A 17,597-nucleotide genomic window follows, 5' to 3' on the forward strand; every position below is an offset into this window, starting at 1 on the left:
AAGCCCTGCACCCATTTGGTGCTCGAAGACTCGCTCTCTCCCGCCCCAGAGGGGCGGGGTATTAAATCCTTTGTTACGACTTCGACTCGGACGCTGTGTACAATCGGAATTGTCCACGCGCTCCTCGCTTGTCGTAATAAACGAGTCTTTTTTTGGTGTATAATGGGGCCATCATGACAGAGGTTACGGCGGAACAAAAAACGTATTTCTCCTCAAAAAATTTTCTTACAATTTCCATTGCCCTGCTGTTAATCGGCCTGTCTTTTGGCGTCTATGGTTTTTATAAGGGAATGAAAGCCGATACAAATCTTATATCGGCAAATGTATGCACCCGCATAGTCACTCTCCGACAGAATGCCGCTTCTCCGATCGAGTATCACGAAGAACCCGCCGGGAAAGTTGATTTTTCAGACGCACCCGAGGCTGCAATGTTTTATACAAAAATTACCGAAGCGCTTGCCGCGGGTCCGGGTTTCGCCGGACATTTTGCAATTGCCACGTGGGGTTGCGGAACAAGTTGCCAAGACCATGCCATTGTTGATGTCAAAACGGGACGCATCGTCGCATACGGGCTTCCCTCGGAACTCGGTATTTCATTTGCGCTCAATAGCCGCATACTTGTCACCAACCCGGCATCTTCGTTACCTCGTCCGAATGAAATAAACGCAACCACGGAAGAAGACCTTGCGCAGTCCTTTGCCCGCATTCCCCGGGAATACTATGAACTGGTGGAAGACGACGGTGCAACATATCTTTCAAAAATTTGCGTTGAGAGCGCCTCGGAAGGAGTGTACCATCTCAAATGAGGCTCTCTTTTTTGGTGATATAATCACAGTGATGAACCAATCAAAAACGGAAGGAATATTTGCCATCATTGCGTCTTTACTCGTCTTGTTTACCGCAATGGTGGAACCGTTAACGGCGGCGATTTTGTCCGGTGCCGCGCTCGGTCTTTTCGGTATATACGAATTGAGTAAGAAAAACTAAATTCGCATGGAGGCAAAAAATACTTCCCAAACTTTTTCAACAATTCTCGTACTCCTTCTCATAGTCGGAGGGGCGGTGTATTTTTTTCTTTCCCGCGGAGGATTACCCGCATCGCTAAGCGACGTGAAGACCTATATTTCCGACACATTCGGTTTCAGTTTTTCTTATCCAACAAAATATTTTCTTGAAGAGAAAGAAGTGGGAAATGGGGAACGATACCACTACACGATAATCCTTACCGAGGACACGGAAGAAAATCGTCTTGTGCGGGAGGGATTAGCCCCCGGAAGGGAAGGCCCGATAGCGATTACATTTGATGCGTACCAGAACGACATTGACGCGCGTACACTTCAGCAATGGATTGAAGGTACGAACGATTCAAACTATAAATTGGCGAAAGGCCCTTATGTTGCGACATCCGTAGGCGGGAAAACAGCCGTTACCTACGAGTGGTCAGGCTTATACGAAGCCCGTACTGTTGCCGTTTTGCTTGATACCGTTATTTTCTCGATAACAGTCACATATATTTCTCCCGAAGACGAGATACTCAAAGATTTTTCCGGCATTCTGGAAACGGTGCAATTCGTACGATAGGTCCCGTCTTTTGACTAGGCTTTAATTTTATTGTATTTTGTATTTAGGAAAAGATCTTTAACTTAAACACGCAAACAGGAGGTTCCCAATGCCACCGACCAACGCGAATGAATGTAACTCAGACAAGGAAGACCGGGCACATCTTTTTTCGAAAGAAGCAAGGCTGCAGGCGGAAAAACTCAACAGATTGACCGACCGGAAGAAGGTCCGGGACGGCATGCGTCTGTTGGTGCGTGCGGTTGCGACATATTACTTCTGTATGGTATGTCCGAAAGACATATCTTTCATCAGCCTCGCAAAGGCCGGTTTTCGGGGACGCGACAAGGCTCTTGAGAAATTTGACCCTGCTCAGGGCTGTGCGTTCGGAAGGTACCTCATGTGGCATATTCACTTTGAGGTAAAAGAAGTACTGTACGCTGCCGGAATATTGGTTCGTGTGCGTGTCCACGAACACGGGAGGCATCCCCACCTTATTCCCTTTTCCCCGTGAATAGGAATTTCCGGGCAAAGCCGCTCTTTACAAAGGGCGGCTTTTTCATTGCGAAAATTCGGTCAAAAAAAGAGGTGTACAATGAAAGCATGGAACCGCTCGCGTCACAAATACGGCCCAAAAATCTTTCCGAGTTCGTGGGGCAAGAGCACCTTGTCGGAGAAAATAAACCTCTGCGTGTTGCCGTTGAGGACAAGCATTTATTCTCCTTCGTCCTGTGGGGACCTCCTGGTTCGGGAAAAACAACACTTGCACGCATATATGCAAAAAATCTTGACGCGGATTTGTATGAACTGTCGGCGGTATCGGCCGGCAAAGACGACATCAGAAATATTCTGAAACTTTCAAAGGAAAGCACTAAACCACAGGTGGTTATGATTATCACGGATAAGAAAAAACAAACCCGTGAAGAAATCGGCAAATTTTCCTCCCCAAAGCCAAAAGTTCTTTTTCTCGATGAAATTCATCGTTTCAATAAAAGTCAGCAGGACTTTCTGTTGCCGTACGTCGAACGCGGGGAACTGACACTTATTGGTGCAACGACGGAAAACCCGAGTTTCGAAGTCATCCCGGCCCTGTTGTCCCGATGCCGCGTGTTTACGCTTCAGGAGCTTTCCGAATCCGATATGGGGAAAATCATTTCACGAACGGGGATGAAAATGGACACAAAATCGAAAGAATGGCTCATCGCCATGGCAAACGGCGATGCGCGCCAAGCCGTAACTATGCTTGAAAATACGAAAAAATTTTACGGAAAAATCACCCTTGAAACTCTTAAAGAAACCCTTCAATCAAAATTTCTTCGCTATGACAAACACGGTGAGGAACACCACAATACGATAAGCGCGTTTATCAAAAGTATGCGCGCGGGGCAAGTGGATGCCGCCCTTTATTATCTTGCCCGCATGGTAGACAGCGGGGAGGACCCGAAATTTATCGCGCGACGCATGGTTATATTTGCGAGCGAAGATATCGGACAGGCCGCACCGACAGCTCTTGTTGTGGCAAACGAGGTATTCCGAGCGGTTGAAACCATCGGCTATCCGGAGTGCGCAATCAATCTCGCCCACGGGACCGTATATCTTGCAACGTCAAAAAAAGACAGGCGCGCGTACGAGGCTCTGCAAAAAGCGATGGGTGACGTAAAAGCCTTTGGCAACCTTCCCATTCCGCTTGAAGTCCGCAACGCTCCAACCGCTCTTATGAAAGATATGGGGTACGGAAAGGGATACGAGAAATATTCGAAAAAGAGTTTTCTTCCGGAGAAAATCAAGGACAAAAAATATTTTTTATAACGTTTGCGGCATCTCTGTCCATTGATTACAATTAAGTTAAGGAGTAAGTTCGTATGACTCGTGAACTTAAAAAATGCGGAAGTTGCGGCGGAAGCGGCGAATGCCGACATTGTCATGGCTCCGGCCACAACGATAATACCGGCAAAAACTGCACTTGGTGCGGAGGGAACGGCAGTTGCGCGGTTTGTGACGGTTCGGGAGAAATTGAAGTTGAATCCTGATTTTTATAACCATGCCTTTATTTATTCCAATTTTACTGGGAACGGCGCGTGACAACCGGCTATCCGCGCACGTTGCCCGTTTTATGTTTGATGAGGCAAGAAAAGACGGACGATTCGAAACCGAAATTGCCGATATTTCGGAACTGCTTACACACCAAAAAACAATCCGACCGGAAGACATAAAAGAAAAAACAAGGTGGGGAAGCATTATGGGGCGCGCTGACGGTCTTATCGTCGTTTCTCCGGAATACAATCACAGTTTCCCGGGTGAGCTCAAACTTCTTTTGGATGAGTTGTACAAAGAGTATAATCAGAAACCCGTTGCCATATGTGGGGTTTCCGACGGCCCGGTAGGCGGAGCTCGCATGGTTCAATCCCTTCGGCTTGTAACCATTGCCCTCCAGATGACCCCAATTCGTAATGTGATTTATTTTACAAATGTCGACAAGTTGTTTGATCAAGGAGGAGTGATTACCGATGCGTCATACATGCCAAAAGCACGTGCTCTCTTTGACCAGATTGTCTGGTATGCGGAGGCACTGAAAGTTGCCCGAGAAAAAAGATGATTAATCTCCAAGAAGAAAAAACCCGCATCCAAAAAGAAATTACCAATCGCACGATGGGATATATTCTCGGCGGTCTCGGATTGGTTGTTGGACTTGCGTGGAACGATGCCATAAAAGTTCTTATCGAGTATATTTTCCCACTTTCAAGAAACACACTTCTTGCCAAGTTTCTGTATGCCGCACTCCTTACTCTCTTCGTAGTAATTTTGACAACGTATTTTTTGCGGAAAAACGATGAACAGCATTGATTAAGTCTCAATTTCCGTAAAAAAGCGGCTTCTGACCGATATTTTAAAACCAAAAAATATTATTTTTAAAATTTGCTATAGTGTAGGCGTATTTGCCATGCTTATTTCCGGAAAAATCACGCTTCCCGTTATCGACCTTCATCAATCGGTCTCTTTTTACACGCGGGTTTTGGGTCTGCGTCTGATTGAACAGAAGGGAAACTATTGGGCGGCGGTAAGTGATGGCGGCTTGCGTATTACGCTTGAGAGACAATTTTATCGCGAACCGCAAGAAACAAAAAAAACACAATCCCTCTCTCTTGGCATTGCCGTTTTTCATCTTGACCCCGTTCTCGCGCGCATAAAAGAAACGGGAACCGTTATTACGGGCATGCATGAAACGGGCGACGGGAGAATACTTACGTTAAGCGACCCCGACGGAAATAAAATTTTTGTGCGGGAAGTCGGGGAACTCAAGAAAAAAGCATGAAAAAAGAAGAACTTATCAAAACTCTCGAGAAAGGGGGTGTCGGTATTATGCCTACCGATACGTTGTATGGTCTTCTTGGGAGTGCCCTCAACCCTTCCGTGGTTGAACGCATTTATTCCCTTAAAGGCCGCGATAGAAAGAAACCGTTTATCATTTTAATTTCTTCTTTTGACGATCTGGAGAAATTTTCAATACGTATAAACGCAAAAGAGCGCGAGATGCTCGAGCGTTTTTGGCCGGGGAAAGTGACGATTATTTTTTCTTCGGGAGACAAACAGTACACCTATCTCGACCGGGGAGGAGGAACACTCGCGTTCAGGATGCCGGCGCTGCGCTCACTTTTGGATATTATTGCCCGCACCGGACCACTTGTCGCCCCGAGTGCGAATGTTTCGGGCGGGGAACCGGCGCAAACCATTGAAGAAGCGATGGCCTATTTCGGAAACGACCCCGATTTTTATATAGACGGGGGCAGAATCACATCCCTTCCTTCAACGATAGTGAAGATGAACAAGGGCGGATTCATGCTTGTCCGCCCGGGTGTGGAAGAAATTCCTGAAGAATTATTGACTGAAGGGTTTTAAAGTGGTAGTCTATACCCCAGGCGAAATTCTCCTTTGCCCAAGACTCTATCCAAGAGTCGTGTAGTGGTTTGGGAAAAAGGAGGCAACTGTTCTTTACAGAGAAGGGGGAAATATGTACAAAGGGAGCAATGGGTATCGGAAGTACAAGAAGGTATTGGACATTGGAGCGTACGAATATTACACAATGTCACGCAAGACGGAAGGCACATATCCTTTCAACCGTTTTCTTTCTCCGATAAAGCTGATTCGATTCGGCGAACAAATCGGAAGAAGAATTACGGCGCGGGAAATGCGTTTTCTTGTTTCTCTTGATGTTACGTGTAATGACCGTTTCTCGCTTATGTCCGAACGTTGTACCGTTCACAGCAAACACTTTACTCCGGTCCGGTGGGTGGATGTCAAAAATCCACGCTTTATCGAACTGGTGCGAGGTGGTCTTGAAATTGACATCGCCCTGGTGAAACTAGGGAGCGAGGTCAAAGAATTCGGATGTTTTTATCCGAGGTACCAAGGCCGTTGCGATGTGTACTGCGGTCCGCTTTTGTCGGAAAATGGTTCGCCGCTTGCTATGATTCATACGGCGGAAAAAAAGCTTGGTGTTCCGAGAGCGCAAGCAAAACAGGAATCGTGGCAGATTCCCGTACCTTCTTCAAACGGAAGTTCGAAGGAAAAAAAGAAGAAAGAAAAACCCCTACTCGCTACTTCTTCACGGAAGTAACAAAAGCCCCCGTCAGCCTAAGGCTGACGGGGGTATTTTTTTGTTTATTTATGATGGTCTCCGTACGGAACCCCGCTTTGCACGGGGGTAGTGCGGATCATATCAATAATCTCATCTTCATCGTCGGTAATATGGTATAGGTCCATATCTTCTTTATGTATCATTCCTGACGCACAGAGATTTTTTTCAATAAACTTTTCAAGCTCAAGCCAATATTCTTTCCCGACAAGGATAATAGGTACGTGCTTGATTTTTTTCGTTTGAATCAGGGTGACAATCTCAAACATTTCATCGAGTGTTCCGAAACCGCCGGGGAAAAACACGTATGCCTCTGCCGAAAAAGAAAGACACACTTTACGCACGAAAAAATAATAGAAATTTATGCTGTCCGTAACGTACGGGTTGGTTACCTGCTCGTTCGGCAACTTGATATTGAGTCCGAGAGACGTTCCGCCTGCTTCATACGCACCCTTGTTTGCCGCTTCCATGATCCCTGGCCCTCCTCCAGCAATTACCGAATATCCCATTTCTTCAACGATTCGTTTAGCGAGCGTTTCGGCTTTTTTATAATAGGGGTCGCTTTCTTTAACTCGTGAAGAGCCGAAAAATGTAACCGATTTGGGATAGTTTCTGAGAAACTCAAACCCCCGCGCAAACTCCGAGCCTATGACAGAAAGGCGTTTCTTTGCGTCAATTTCAAGCTCATCAAGGGTAATTGTCTTGAAAGCGGGCTTCTGCCGATTTTGTTCGTTGTGTTCCATTCACTGTATTGTATTGAAATTTGAATGCGAGCGCAATTTACAACCCCCGCCGTTGGATAGTATACTGAACGCACATAAGCTATTCATTAACCATTATGCGTACATTGAACCGTAAAGAATGGATTGCCGTGGCGGCGTCCCTTCTCGTTATCGCTCTATTCGTATTTGGAGATACTATTACAAGTTTTCTTTCCCTGTTGTCGCAAAATACCATGACAAATGACAATTCGAATCAGTCCGAAGAGGTGAATCCGAGAACATTGCCCTCGGGACTTATAGTTGAGGATTTGACAGTTGGGACGGGTGAAGAGGCGGTTGCAAACACCATAGTAACCGTTCATTACACCGGAACGTTTGTTAATGGCACAAAATTCGACAGTTCTCTTGATAGGGGGGTTCCATTTCAGTTTGTTCTTGGCGCCGGACAGGTTATTCGTGGATGGGATGAGGGAGTGGTGGGAATGAAAGTCGGAGGGAAACGGAAACTCATTATTCCGCCCCAACTGGCATACGGAGGAGCGGTGGGACACCAACTTCAAAATGAAACTCTTGTTTTTGAAGTGGAGGTTCTTAATGTAAGCAAATAAAGAATATCAACGCCTCGTCGGTAGACGGGTCGGCGGATTTTGCATTGTGTGGTATATAGTAGAGGACATGGGGAAATTCAATCTCGTATCCGAATTTAAACCTGCGGGGGACCAGCCCGAGGCTATTGAGGCACTTATGAAAGGGCTTGGCAGAGGCTTGTCGTATCAAACGCTTCTTGGCGTTACCGGCTCCGGAAAAACGTTTACCATGGCAAACGTTATCGCTCGTATAAACAAACCGACACTTGTCATCGCGCACAACAAAACTCTTGCCGCCCAGCTTGCCCAGGAGTATCGGGATTTTTTTCCGAACAACGCGGTGCATTATTTCGTTTCCTATTACGATTACTACCAGCCGGAGGCATATATGCCAATAACCGATACGTATATAGAAAAGGAAGCGCAAATCAACGAAGAAATTGACCGTCTACGCCACGCCTCAACCCAAGCGCTTCTTACGCGCAGAGACGTCATTGTGGTAGCCTCGGTGTCTTGTATCTACAACCTCGGCAGCCCCGCGGAATACGAGAAAGTCAATTTGAAAATAAAAACGGGGGATGTCGTCGTCCGTCGCGATTTTATACGCAGTCTTATAGACATCCATTTTGAGCGGACCAACGCCGACCTTAATCCCGGTCTTTTCCGCGTTGTCGGAAACGCGCTTGAAATAATGCCCGTAAACGAAAAAACGATTTACCGAATTGAAATTAAAGACGACCGTATCGAAACAATAAAAAAGATTGACGCTGTTTCCCGGGTTATTCTTGAAGAGACATCGTCCGTTTTCCTTTTCCCCGCAAAGCATTTCGTGGCGGGGGAGGGGGAAATCGGGCGTGCCGTGAAAAGCATCAAAGCGGAATTGGTGAAACGCCTCAAAGAACTCCACGCGGAAGGGAAAGAACTCGAAGCACAGCGCCTGGAACGCCGCACGAAATATGACGTCGCCATGATAAAAGAAATCGGTTACTGCAACGGTATCGAAAACTACTCGCGCCATTTTTCAGGGAAAGCCTCCGGTGAACCGCCGGACTCGTTACTCGCATATTTTCCCCGCAAAGCCGACGGAAGTCCCGATTTTCTTACCATTATCGATGAATCGCATGTTACCGTACCCCAAATAGGAGGAATGAAAATGGGAGATGCGTCCCGGAAAGAGACTCTCGTCGAACACGGATTCCGTCTTCCGTCGGCAAAAGACAATCGGCCCTTAAGTTTCAAAGAATTTGAAGACCGTATCGGGCAAGTGATTTTCACTTCCGCAACTCCCGCCGATTATGAACGAGAAAAAAGCCAGCAGGTTGTCGAACAGGTTATCCGTCCGACGGGTCTCATTGACCCGGAAATCATATTGCGCCCTATTATTCAGGGTGCGTCATACAAAGGCCAAATCGCCGATTTCATTGTTGAGGCGGAAAAGGCCATTAAAAAAGGCGGTAGGGTTATTGCCACTACTCTTACAAAACGCATGGCCGAAGATTTAAGCGAATACCTCAAAGAAAAAAAACTTAAGGCCGAATATTTACACAGTGACATCAAGACGATAGACCGCATTGAAATACTGACGGAGTTTAGGAGGGGGAAATTCGATTGTCTTGTGGGGGTTAATCTTCTGCGAGAAGGTCTCGACCTTCCGGAGGTGTCTTTGATTGGTATTCTTGATGCGGACAAGGAAGGCTTTTTGCGTTCTGAAACGTCTTTAATTCAAATTATCGGACGTGCGGCGAGAAACGTGGACGGAAGGGTTATTCTCTACGCCGATGTGGTGACCGGCTCGATCCAGCGTGCGGTCGCCGAAACCAACCGCCGTCGCGCCATACAAGTCGCATATAACGAGAAGCACGGTATTACTCCGAAAACAATTCAAAAGAAAATCCACGACATCACCGAGCAATTGCGAAGCGAACATGACAGGGCGGTTGCCACTCTCACCGCGCTTGACCGCATTGCGTTCAAGGGTGATATGCGGAAACTTATAAAAGAAAAAGAGCGGCAAATGGCCGATGCGGTGAAGGTACTCGATTTTGAAACCGCGGCGCTTATTCGCGATGAAATAAAGGCATTGCGCTCAAAGAAATAAATCTTTTGGTACAATAAAGCAAGGATGTTCGTATAAACCGAAGCGAAAGGAGCCTTATGAGTGGAACCATATGCGCGCGTATGAAAAACCTTTTCAGAAAAAGGGACGGGGTTATGCCCTCAAAACAGATTTTCACCCGTAATCGATTTTTTACTCCCCAATTTTCTTCACGGTCGTTTCACTTTTATGCGAGATTTCCTTGGCTTATGTAATCTTTCTTTTCACCATGGCCGCAATCCGTTCTAACGGATTGCGGCTCTTTTTATTACGACAAGCGAGGGGCGCGTGGACAATTCCGATTGTACATGGCGTCCGAGTCGAGGTCGTAACAAAATGGGTGCAAGGCCTGCCCCGCGGTTAATGCCCTTTATGATAAAATTTATATCGGAACACAGTACAAAGGAGGGAGAAGTGGCAAACGACATGGATGAGTTTCTTAAAACAATGAAAGGGGCGCTTCAGGAAGAATCAAGTTTCAAAAAACAAAGAACCCACGACGGTACTAAACGCAACGCCGAAGTAACCGTCGAACACATCCGATGCTCAACCCGAAGTCATACCGAGGAAAAAATTTCCAAACGTACCCCTTCATCTTCTTAAAAAGTTAAGCCGCGGCGTCTCAGTTGCCGCGGTTTTCTTTTTATACTATGATTGTTTCCACCTAACCCCTATGGACTACTCCGGGGGCCCGTTTGGTGTCTGTATGAAAAAAGAAGAAACACAACAGGATAAAATCATTGTTAAAGGGGCGCGCACGCATAACCTCAAGAATATTACCGTTGAAATGCCCCGCAATAAGATGGTCGTGTTTACGGGACTTTCCGGCTCGGGGAAGTCGTCTTTGGCGTTTGATACCATTTTTGCGGAAGGCCAACGACGTTATGTGGAATCTCTTTCCTCATATGCCCGTCAGTTTTTACGCCAAATGCAAAAGCCTGACGTTGACGAGATTATCGGACTTTCCCCGGCTATTTCAATTGACCAAAAATCCCGTTCCAACAACCCCCGTTCGACCGTTGCCACAACAACGGAAATTTACGACTACCTCCGCATTTTGTATGCCCGTATCGGCCGACCGCACTGTCTTGTGTGCGGCGATGAGATAAAACGCCTGTCCAACGAAGAAATCAAAAATTTCATTTTGGAAAAGATTTCCGAGAAAGCAAAAGAAATTGCAAAAAGCAAAAATGAAATTCCCCTTCCTGTGTACGTGGAACTTTTTGCTCCGCTTGTGCGGGGACGAAAAGGGGAATACTACCAGCTTCTCTACGACCTGTTGGGGCGGGGATACTCGGAAGTACTTGTTGACGGAGTAAGAAAAAAACTTCGCGAACAAATTATTCTTTCCAAAAACAAACGCCATGAAATAAGCGCGCTTGTCGACGCCATCAATATTGCCGATTTCGGAGAAAAGGAAAACCAAAAAAACGCGCTTGAACGTCTGAGTGAAGGACTTGAAAAATCTCTGCACGAGGCGCAGGGTCTTGTTGAAATCCGTTTTCGGGATTTCAAGGGGCAGACGAAAAAGGAAGAATCGTTTCTCATGTCCTCGAAATTTGCCTGTCCGAAGGACGGCTATTCATATCCGGAAATAGAACCGAGGCTGTTTTCTTTTAATTCTCCGTACGGGGCATGTGAAGCATGTAATGGCCTTGGCACCAAACATTTCTTCGGAGACGAACCATGTCCCACGTGCCTCGGCGCGCGTTTGCGCCCGGAAGCACTTCATGTTCTTATCGGAGGAAAAAATATTATCGAACTTGTCGCGCTTTCAATCAAAGATGCATCCGATTTTTTTTCCCGTCTTAAGATTTCCGCGAGGGAAAAAAATATTTCAAAAGTCGTTGTCAAAGAAATCGAATCCCGTCTCGAGTTCATGATAGATGTCGGTATCGATTATCTTTCCTTAGACCGTCGCGCGCATACGCTCTCGGGCGGCGAGGCACAACGTATTCGTCTGGCATCGCAGCTCGGAAGCGGGCTTGTCGGTGCTTTGTATGTTCTTGACGAGCCGACCATCGGACTCCATCAGCACGACAACGAGCGGCTTATAAAAACGCTTATTAATCTGCGCGACTTAGGTAATACGATTATCGTGGTTGAGCACGACGAGGACACGATTTATTCCTCGGATTATATCGTTGATATTGGGCCCGGGGCCGGTATCCATGGCGGGCAGATTGTCGTTTCCGGATGGCTTGACGAACTGCTTACCGCCAAAAAGAACGAATCCGAATCACTCACTCTTTCGTATCTTCGCGGTGAAAAAAACATCCCTATCCCCGAAAATCGCAGGACGCAGGACAAAGGGAAACTGACGGTCAAGGGTGGAAAAATTTTTAATATTAAAAATCTTAACGTCGAAATTCCTCTCGGAAAATTCGTCGCGGTAACGGGAGTTTCCGGTTCCGGAAAATCATCGTTTATGTACGAAATTCTTTATAAAAATCTTCAAGCCCGTCTCGAGCGCCGTTATCGGACCAATGACACGTTCAATTGTTCTTCCGTCGAAGGGACCGAATATCTTGGTCGGGCCATCCTTATAGACCAATCGCCCATCGGCAGAACACCGCGTTCCAATCCCGTGACATATACCGGTGCTTTTATCTTCATGCGTGAACTGTTTGCCGAAACCATCGAAGCTCGCGCACGGGGCTGGGGGCCGAGCAGATTTTCCTTTAATGTTACGGGCGGACGCTGCGAAACATGCCTCGGCGCGGGAACGATTGCCGTTGAAATGCATTTCTTGCCGACGGTATATGTGCCGTGCGACGTATGCCATGGAAAACGATTTATGAAAGAAACGCTTGAAGTCGAGTACAAAAAGAAAAATATCCACGAAGTATTGCAAATGACGGTCGAAGAAGGACTCGCTTTTTTTGAAGACATTCCGGCAATTTACGACAGGCTTAAAACATTAAACGATGTCGGGCTCGGCTATCTCGGACTCGGGCAGTCGGCAACGACGCTTTCGGGAGGAGAAGCACAACGCGTGAAAATTGCATCGGAATTGTATCGCCCGCATCTTACCAAAACCATTTACCTTCTCGATGAGCCGACCATCGGGCTTCATTATGAAGATGTAAGCAAACTCATAGAAATACTCAACCGCCTTGTCGATAAGGGAAATACGGTTGTTATCATTGAACATAATATGGACCTGATAAAAAATGCCGACCATATTCTTGATTTCGGACCGGAAGGAGGGGACAAGGGAGGTACTCTCGTCGCCAAAGGCACACCCGAAAATGTTGCCAATGCAGGCAAGTCGTATACGGGAACGTACCTGAGAAAATTATTCAACCGGCAAAAACGCTAATGACTTCCGAGCAATTCAAAAAAAAGAAACTACCGCGCCAACCCGGCGTGTATATGTTTATGTCCGGCTCAAAAATTCTCTACATCGGCAGGGCGACGTCTCTAAAAGAGCGTGTTTCAAGTTATTTTTCCAAAGACATAAACGATGCCCGCGGACCGATTATCGTTGCTATGGTTAAAAAAGCAGCGAGCATTAAAGTAACTCCGACAGACTCGGTGCTCGAAGCCCTACTTCTTGAAGCGCATCTCATCAAAACATGGAAGCCTCCGTACAATAGCAGGGAAAAAGACAATAAAAGTTTTAATTACATCGCCATAACAAAAGAAAATTTTCCGCGTGTTTCTTTGGTGCGGGGAAGACAACTGGAACGGGAAGAATCGTACCTTCATATTTTTGGTCCGTTTATAAACGGGGGACTCTTAAAAGACGCGATGAAGATTGTCCGGAAAATTTTTCCGTTCAGAGACAAATGTCTGCCCGCAACGGAAAGGGAATCGGGGAAACCGTGTTTTAACAGGCAAATCGGCTTATGTCCCGGAGTGTGCAGCGGAGAAATTTCACGGAAGGAATATGGGGCGCACATCCGGAACCTCTCCCTTTTCCTTTCGGGGAAAAAACAAAATCTTGTTTCTTCACTAAGGCGGGAAATGAAAAGATATGCCAAAGGACTTGAATTTGAAAAAGCGGAAAGAATAAAGAAAACTCTTTTTTCCCTTGAGCATATTCAGGACGTTGCGCTTATAAAACATGCCCGCGAAATGGCCTCGGGCGGACCCTCGGATGCATTTCGTATTGAGGCATACGATGTTGCTCACATTTCCGGAACCTCGGTTGTCGGTGTAATGACCGTTATGGAAAACGGGGAAGTGAAAAAAAGCGATTACAGAAAATTCAAAGTGAAAAGCGCCCGTGTGGACGACACAAAATCACTCAAGGAAATTCTTACGCGGCGTTTCGGACATCCCGAATGGCCATCCCCGCGGTTGATTGTTGTTGATGGGGGCGTTGCACAAAGAAATATGGCGCTCAAAACGCTTTCCGAACTGAATATGCATGTTCCCGTTGTGGCGGTGGTGAAAGATGAACACCATAAGCCGAAAAATATTCTGGGAAACGGACGTATGGTTCAAGAAAGAAAAAGAGAAATTTTACTTATAAATTCCGAAGCGCATCGTTTTGCTATCTCATACCACCGGTTTTTACGGGGGAAATAGGCATTGACAACTGCCAAATATCTGTGTTATTATATCGTTTCTTAGCATATTATCGTTCCAGAGAGAACGAATGGTTAAGGGGAGGGGGAAAATTGAAGCCCGCGTCTATCATAGACGGCATTCCGGTCAGTTCACGGGTAGTTGAGAATGCTATTTGCTCGACATCGGGAACATTGAATAAATCCCGTCGAGACAAGTGCGGGCTTCTCCCCCAAAATAATCTGCGGATACCGCAGTTCACATACAAGACCAATCGCACGCGATTGGTCTTTTCTTTTGAGAAAAATCGGATGAACGTAGTGGTATAATTTCATCATGCCTAAAATCGTTGTCGGCGTTCTCCGAGGAGGACCTTCAAGCGAATATGAAGTCTCTTTAAAAACGGGGGCGAGCGTGCTTACCCACCTTCCGGAAAAATATGTCGGACACGACATTTTTATTTCTCGCGATGGCACATGGCATAGCCAAGGCGTGCCGCGGCCACTTTCAAAAATCGTCAAAAAAGTCGACGTTGTTTTTAACGCTTTACACGGTTCCTACGGAGAAGACGGCAAGGTTCAGCGCTTGCTTGAACACTTCGGCGTGCCGTACACGGGTTCGGGTCCTCTCGCGTCTGCGGTGGGAATGAATAAGATGCTCACTAAAAAAGTTTACAGCGCGCACGGGCTAAAAACTCCCCAACATGTTTTTCTCAGAGGAAAAGATGCGGATGATGCCGGGCTTATAGAAATTTTCAGGACATTTCCTCACCCGTATGTTGTTAAACCGACAAATGCCGGCTCTTCGGTCGGTGTGAGTATCGTAAGAAGTTTTCCGGATTTTAAAACAGCAGTGAAGAAAGCACTTGAACATTCGTCCGCTGTTCTTATTGAAGAACTGATTTCCGGAAGAGAAGCGACATGCGGCGTGATTGAAAACTTCAGAGGGAAAAAAATACACGCTCTTTCTCCCATAGAAATCATTCACCCCTCAAAAAATCAATTTTTTGATTATGAAGCCAAATATGGCGGGGAGAGCAGGGAAATCTGTCCGGCCAATTTTACTTTGAAAGTAAAAGAAGAAATCCAAAATGTTGCGACCATTGCCCACAACGCTCTCCATCTCCGGCACTATTCGCGCTCCGATTTTATTATTTCCCCCAAAGGTGTGTATATTCTCGAAACAAACACCCTTCCGGGATTGACTCCTCAATCGCTGGTTCCCAAAGCGCTTGAAGCGGGAGGTACGAAATTTCCGGACTTTCTCGACCATCTCATTACCCTTGCCTTAAGCCGCAAATAGGGTAGAATTTGGGCAATCCCCCTTAAGGGATTTTTTCAAATCAGTATACGTCGGGCCCTTAGCTTAGTTGGTAGAGCGCCTCATTTGCAATGAGGAGGTCAGCGGTTCGAATCCGCTAGGGTCCACCAAACAGAGAAAGCCTGCATTGTTGCAGGTTTTTTCGTTTGGTGGAAAGCGGAGCCATGTTTTTACAGTAGCAAAAACAGGCGAGCTAGGGTCGTGGAATTTTGTGTGCGACGGCACACAAAATATCCCTGACCACACCGAGCCGGGGTGAGAAGCGAATACATGAAGCTTCGCAAGACCGGACTGAACGAAGGTGAAGGAGGTGGGCTCGCAGGTTTTGCCAGTGGGCAAAAACCTGTGAGGTAAGATTTTTCCATCAGGAAGTTTTTCGTGTCCGTAGGTTTGACAATTAGAATGAGTTAGGCTCTAATTGTCTGCAGAAGGTATCTCTTTGAAAGGAGGCTTCTATGCTTGCTACTAAAGCAATCGAACGTGAAGTTTTTCAAAAAGGGGATCCAATAACAATATTGTTCGCCGGGACGGTTAGATTAAAGGGTGTAGTAAAAGAAGATCTCGGGAAAAAAGTGCGGGTGACATTACATACCCCTATTTTAATCAGAGAAAAAGTGGTTTTTCAAAGTGGCATTTTGGGGGTGAGTTATTCCTACGAAGCTCCTCTCAAAGAAGACTTTACCCGCGAAGTCGAAGTAAGTCCCGACTGTATCAATGTGTAAAGTGTGTGAAAAATGAAAAAAGGCCTTGCGAATTTCGCAAGGCCTTTTGTTTGAACAATTACTTCAAAACACAAAAACGTGAAAGGGATTTTATAATAGCCACTTTCTCGTCAGGGAACATACGTATCCCGTCTTCGGGTTTGAACGCCCTGTCTTCGTAAGAAAATGAACCATCGGTTCGATATGCGCGCATATCCCTGACCTTTTCCATATCTTCCAGGGTGAAAGGAACAAGGTGGGTTTTTTGCATTATAAGGATGACTTTAGGCCAGGGAATTACGGACATAAAAATTACTTTTTGGTAATCGTCGAACACCTGTGTTTTATGTACCTCCTCGAGATTGGTAAGAAAACCAAGCCCGGTTTCCTCTCCAAACTCCCGCAAGGCACACTGGTGGAAATTCCCATTATCGACTGACTCCATTTTTCCCACGGCCGTAATCTGATATCCCCCGGCCCATGACTCAAAGTCTCCTTTCTCGGAATTCCACAAAGGCCGTTTGGAAAGAAATGCGTACCACTCCCTGTTGATTTCGGACAAGACAACTATTCCAGCAAACAATTTCATTACGCGCCTCCTTTTTTGAGATGGTATTTAATCCCACATCTTTCAAATTCTAGTCCTAATTATACCATATAAAATGATAAATGACAATTTATTATTTCACCTTTTTCATATTTTGCTGTATTATCCTTACATTGAAAGATAGGGCGGATAGTTCAGTTGGTTAGAACGTACGGTTCACATCCGTAAGGTCACAGGTTCGAATCCTGTTCCGCCCACAGCGCGGAATGTGGAAAATTCTTTTTAGAGTCGGGATGTAGTGTAACGGTAACATGCACGCTTCGGGGTTAATTTTAGTGTCGGGATGTAGTGTAACGGTAACATGCACGCTTCGGGTGCGTGAGACTCCGGGTTCAAATCCCGGCATCCCGACACTGGGATTAACCGGAAGTCCGGGGGACTTCCGAGGCTCGAAGAGGTGAGACTCCGGGTGAGATATGCTGGGGGCATATCGCAAGACCTTTTGAGATAATTTCTGAATTATCCAAAAGGTGTACAGAATCTGTAAGATTCAAATCCCGGCATCCCGACTCTGAAAAGAAGGGCCTGTAGTAAAGTGGTATTACACAGCATTCGCATTGCTGAGGCGGGGGTTCGATTCCCCCCAGGTCCACCAAACGGGCTGTAGTACAACGGTAGTATATACGCATGGGGTGCGTATGACCCGGGTTCAACTCCCGGCAGCCCGATAGTTGAGAGCGTTGTTTTTATTTGTTTAAATGAAACTTGTTACGGGCCTATAGTATAGTAGTAGAACGCTTCCATGGCATGGATGAGGCGGGGGTGCGATTCCCCCTAGGTCCACAAAAACTAGACACCGGCTTTATGTCGGTTGTTTTGTTTCTGTCGCGAAGCGTTGGGGAATCACAAGATGAAGCAAG

The 17,597-nt window shown here is 46.3% G+C and carries 21 protein-coding genes and 6 tRNA genes; 24 read left to right on the forward strand and 3 right to left on the reverse strand.

The genetic code is table 11. The features are described 5' to 3' along the window. Positions 1–173: 173 nt before the first annotated feature. From Q8O71_03405 to Q8O71_03455, 11 genes are all read left to right on the forward strand, one after another. Positions 174–806 carry a hypothetical protein gene (locus Q8O71_03405; protein MDP2705410.1) on the forward strand — a complete coding sequence of 211 codons (633 nt, stop codon included), beginning with the start codon at positions 174–176 and terminating at the stop codon, positions 804–806. A 31-nt stretch (positions 807–837) separates the two neighbouring features. Continuing rightward, positions 838–987 carry a hypothetical protein gene (locus Q8O71_03410; protein ID MDP2705411.1) on the forward strand — a complete coding sequence of 50 codons (150 nt, stop codon included), beginning with the start codon at positions 838–840 and terminating at the stop codon, positions 985–987. Positions 988–993: 6 nt separating this feature from the next. Beyond that, entirely contained in the window at positions 994–1,581 is a 588-nt protein-coding gene (locus Q8O71_03415) for a hypothetical protein (GenBank protein MDP2705412.1), read from the forward strand. A gap of 88 nt (positions 1,582–1,669) precedes the next feature. After that, positions 1,670–2,071, forward strand: coding sequence for a hypothetical protein (locus Q8O71_03420; GenBank protein ID MDP2705413.1), 402 nt, complete (start codon positions 1,670–1,672; stop codon positions 2,069–2,071). A gap of 89 nt (positions 2,072–2,160) precedes the next feature. Further along, on the forward strand, positions 2,161–3,366 hold the full coding sequence (locus Q8O71_03425) for a replication-associated recombination protein A (protein MDP2705414.1): 1,206 nt from the start codon (positions 2,161–2,163) through the stop codon (positions 3,364–3,366). Positions 3,367–3,426: 60 nt separating this feature from the next. Beyond that, on the forward strand, positions 3,427–3,639 hold the full coding sequence (locus tag Q8O71_03430) for a hypothetical protein (protein MDP2705415.1): 213 nt from the start codon (positions 3,427–3,429) through the stop codon (positions 3,637–3,639). Then, the gene (locus Q8O71_03435; protein ID MDP2705416.1) at positions 3,599–4,153 is read left to right on the forward strand and encodes an NAD(P)H-dependent oxidoreductase; all 555 of its coding nucleotides are present in this window, start codon (positions 3,599–3,601) and stop codon (positions 4,151–4,153) included. Before Q8O71_03430 ends, Q8O71_03435 begins: the two co-directional genes overlap by 41 nt. After that, positions 4,150–4,401, forward strand: a complete 252-nt coding sequence (locus Q8O71_03440; protein MDP2705417.1) for a DUF5654 family protein — start codon at positions 4,150–4,152, stop codon at positions 4,399–4,401. The genes Q8O71_03435 and Q8O71_03440 overlap by 4 nt, the downstream gene beginning before the upstream one ends. 97 nt (positions 4,402–4,498) lie before the next feature. Beyond that, entirely contained in the window at positions 4,499–4,870 is a 372-nt protein-coding gene (locus tag Q8O71_03445) for a VOC family protein (GenBank protein ID MDP2705418.1), read from the forward strand. Next, positions 4,867–5,454, forward strand: a complete 588-nt coding sequence (locus Q8O71_03450; protein ID MDP2705419.1) for an L-threonylcarbamoyladenylate synthase — start codon at positions 4,867–4,869, stop codon at positions 5,452–5,454. The genes Q8O71_03445 and Q8O71_03450 overlap by 4 nt, the downstream gene beginning before the upstream one ends. 184 nt (positions 5,455–5,638) lie before the next feature. Further along, positions 5,639–6,172, forward strand: coding sequence for a hypothetical protein (locus Q8O71_03455; GenBank protein MDP2705420.1), 534 nt, complete (start codon positions 5,639–5,641; stop codon positions 6,170–6,172). A 44-nt stretch (positions 6,173–6,216) separates the two neighbouring features. Here the strand turns inward: Q8O71_03455 and Q8O71_03460 are convergent, their stop codons facing one another. Then, the gene (locus Q8O71_03460; protein ID MDP2705421.1) at positions 6,217–6,933 is read right to left on the reverse strand and encodes a TIGR00730 family Rossman fold protein; all 717 of its coding nucleotides are present in this window, start codon (positions 6,931–6,933) and stop codon (positions 6,217–6,219) included. Between the two features lie 95 nt (positions 6,934–7,028). Between Q8O71_03460 and Q8O71_03465 the strand changes: the two genes are divergently transcribed. From Q8O71_03465 to Q8O71_03485, 5 genes are all read left to right on the forward strand, one after another. Then, the gene (locus tag Q8O71_03465) at positions 7,029–7,520 is read left to right on the forward strand and encodes an FKBP-type peptidyl-prolyl cis-trans isomerase (protein ID MDP2705422.1); all 492 of its coding nucleotides are present in this window, start codon (positions 7,029–7,031) and stop codon (positions 7,518–7,520) included. A gap of 67 nt (positions 7,521–7,587) precedes the next feature. Further along, complete coding sequence (uvrB, locus tag Q8O71_03470) at positions 7,588–9,597, forward strand: excinuclease ABC subunit UvrB (protein ID MDP2705423.1); 2,010 nt, start codon at positions 7,588–7,590, stop codon at positions 9,595–9,597. 369 nt (positions 9,598–9,966) lie between these two features. Then, on the forward strand, positions 9,967–10,197 hold the full coding sequence (locus tag Q8O71_03475; protein MDP2705424.1) for a hypothetical protein: 231 nt from the start codon (positions 9,967–9,969) through the stop codon (positions 10,195–10,197). Between the two features lie 103 nt (positions 10,198–10,300). Beyond that, positions 10,301–12,916 (forward strand): excinuclease ABC subunit UvrA, encoded by a 2,616-nt coding sequence (gene uvrA / locus Q8O71_03480; GenBank protein MDP2705425.1) that lies wholly within the window; start codon positions 10,301–10,303, stop codon positions 12,914–12,916. Continuing rightward, the gene (locus Q8O71_03485; protein ID MDP2705426.1) at positions 12,916–14,130 is read left to right on the forward strand and encodes a GIY-YIG nuclease family protein; all 1,215 of its coding nucleotides are present in this window, start codon (positions 12,916–12,918) and stop codon (positions 14,128–14,130) included. Before uvrA ends, Q8O71_03485 begins: the two co-directional genes overlap by 1 nt. Positions 14,131–14,261: 131 nt before the next feature. Here the strand turns inward: Q8O71_03485 and Q8O71_03490 are convergent, their stop codons facing one another. Next, positions 14,262–14,447, reverse strand: a complete 186-nt coding sequence (locus tag Q8O71_03490) for a hypothetical protein (GenBank protein MDP2705427.1) — start codon at positions 14,445–14,447, stop codon at positions 14,262–14,264. Here Q8O71_03490 and Q8O71_03495 point away from each other — a divergent pair. From Q8O71_03495 to Q8O71_03505, 3 genes are all read left to right on the forward strand, one after another. After that, positions 14,446–15,411 (forward strand): D-alanine--D-alanine ligase family protein, encoded by a 966-nt coding sequence (locus tag Q8O71_03495; protein MDP2705428.1) that lies wholly within the window; start codon positions 14,446–14,448, stop codon positions 15,409–15,411. The genes Q8O71_03490 and Q8O71_03495 overlap by 2 nt on opposite strands. 52 nt (positions 15,412–15,463) lie before the next feature. Then, a tRNA-Ala gene (locus tag Q8O71_03500) sits at positions 15,464–15,539 on the forward strand. A 345-nt stretch (positions 15,540–15,884) separates the two neighbouring features. Beyond that, positions 15,885–16,151, forward strand: coding sequence for a hypothetical protein (locus Q8O71_03505; GenBank protein MDP2705429.1), 267 nt, complete (start codon positions 15,885–15,887; stop codon positions 16,149–16,151). A gap of 58 nt (positions 16,152–16,209) precedes the next feature. Here the strand turns inward: Q8O71_03505 and Q8O71_03510 are convergent, their stop codons facing one another. Further along, positions 16,210–16,719: an NUDIX domain-containing protein gene (locus tag Q8O71_03510; GenBank protein MDP2705430.1), complete on the reverse strand. Its 510-nt coding sequence runs from the start codon at positions 16,717–16,719 to the stop codon at positions 16,210–16,212. Between the two features lie 141 nt (positions 16,720–16,860). Between Q8O71_03510 and Q8O71_03515 the strand changes: the two genes are divergently transcribed. The 5 genes from Q8O71_03515 to Q8O71_03535 all read left to right on the forward strand — a co-directional run bounded on the left by Q8O71_03515 (position 16,861) and on the right by Q8O71_03535 (position 17,520). Then, a tRNA-Val gene (locus tag Q8O71_03515) sits at positions 16,861–16,934 on the forward strand. An 82-nt stretch (positions 16,935–17,016) separates the two neighbouring features. Continuing rightward, positions 17,017–17,088, forward strand: a tRNA-Pro gene (locus Q8O71_03520). Between the two features lie 170 nt (positions 17,089–17,258). Further along, positions 17,259–17,332 (forward strand) — tRNA-Ala (locus tag Q8O71_03525). A gap of 2 nt (positions 17,333–17,334) precedes the next feature. Then, positions 17,335–17,405: transfer RNA gene (locus tag Q8O71_03530), tRNA-Pro, on the forward strand. Between the two features lie 44 nt (positions 17,406–17,449). Further along, positions 17,450–17,520: transfer RNA gene (locus Q8O71_03535), tRNA-Ala, on the forward strand. Positions 17,521–17,597 lie beyond the last annotated feature (77 nt).

This window comes from bacterium, assembly GCA_030690305.1.
GTDB lineage: Bacteria > Patescibacteriota > Minisyncoccia > Phycocordibacterales > JAGLPS01 > JBBUCK01.

Excerpts from the sequence above, each read along its gene's own strand:
- Q8O71_03415 (MDP2705412.1), top strand. The coding sequence starts at position 994 with ATGGAGGCAAAAAATACTTCCCAAACTTTTTCAACAATTCTCGTACTC.
- Q8O71_03510 (MDP2705430.1), bottom strand. The coding sequence starts at position 16,719 with ATGAAATTGTTTGCTGGAATAGTTGTCTTGTCCGAAATCAACAGGGAG.
- Q8O71_03505 (MDP2705429.1), top strand. The coding sequence starts at position 15,885 with ATGCTTGCTACTAAAGCAATCGAACGTGAAGTTTTTCAAAAAGGGGAT.
- Q8O71_03475 (MDP2705424.1), top strand. The coding sequence starts at position 9,967 with ATGATAAAATTTATATCGGAACACAGTACAAAGGAGGGAGAAGTGGCA.
- Q8O71_03435 (MDP2705416.1), top strand. The coding sequence starts at position 3,599 with ATGCCTTTATTTATTCCAATTTTACTGGGAACGGCGCGTGACAACCGG.
- Q8O71_03495 (MDP2705428.1), top strand. The coding sequence starts at position 14,446 with ATGCCTAAAATCGTTGTCGGCGTTCTCCGAGGAGGACCTTCAAGCGAA.
- Q8O71_03485 (MDP2705426.1), top strand. The coding sequence starts at position 12,916 with ATGACTTCCGAGCAATTCAAAAAAAAGAAACTACCGCGCCAACCCGGC.
- Q8O71_03450 (MDP2705419.1), top strand. The coding sequence starts at position 4,867 with ATGAAAAAAGAAGAACTTATCAAAACTCTCGAGAAAGGGGGTGTCGGT.
- Q8O71_03410 (MDP2705411.1), top strand. The coding sequence starts at position 838 with ATGAACCAATCAAAAACGGAAGGAATATTTGCCATCATTGCGTCTTTA.
- Q8O71_03465 (MDP2705422.1), top strand. The coding sequence starts at position 7,029 with ATGCGTACATTGAACCGTAAAGAATGGATTGCCGTGGCGGCGTCCCTT.
- Q8O71_03440 (MDP2705417.1), top strand. The coding sequence starts at position 4,150 with ATGATTAATCTCCAAGAAGAAAAAACCCGCATCCAAAAAGAAATTACC.
- Q8O71_03405 (MDP2705410.1), top strand. The coding sequence starts at position 174 with ATGACAGAGGTTACGGCGGAACAAAAAACGTATTTCTCCTCAAAAAAT.
- uvrA (MDP2705425.1), top strand. The coding sequence starts at position 10,301 with ATGAAAAAAGAAGAAACACAACAGGATAAAATCATTGTTAAAGGGGCG.
- Q8O71_03425 (MDP2705414.1), top strand. The coding sequence starts at position 2,161 with ATGGAACCGCTCGCGTCACAAATACGGCCCAAAAATCTTTCCGAGTTC.
- Q8O71_03490 (MDP2705427.1), bottom strand. The coding sequence starts at position 14,447 with ATGATGAAATTATACCACTACGTTCATCCGATTTTTCTCAAAAGAAAA.
- Q8O71_03460 (MDP2705421.1), bottom strand. The coding sequence starts at position 6,933 with ATGGAACACAACGAACAAAATCGGCAGAAGCCCGCTTTCAAGACAATT.
- uvrB (MDP2705423.1), top strand. The coding sequence starts at position 7,588 with ATGGGGAAATTCAATCTCGTATCCGAATTTAAACCTGCGGGGGACCAG.
- Q8O71_03445 (MDP2705418.1), top strand. The coding sequence starts at position 4,499 with ATGCTTATTTCCGGAAAAATCACGCTTCCCGTTATCGACCTTCATCAA.
- Q8O71_03420 (MDP2705413.1), top strand. The coding sequence starts at position 1,670 with ATGCCACCGACCAACGCGAATGAATGTAACTCAGACAAGGAAGACCGG.
- Q8O71_03455 (MDP2705420.1), top strand. The coding sequence starts at position 5,639 with ATGTCACGCAAGACGGAAGGCACATATCCTTTCAACCGTTTTCTTTCT.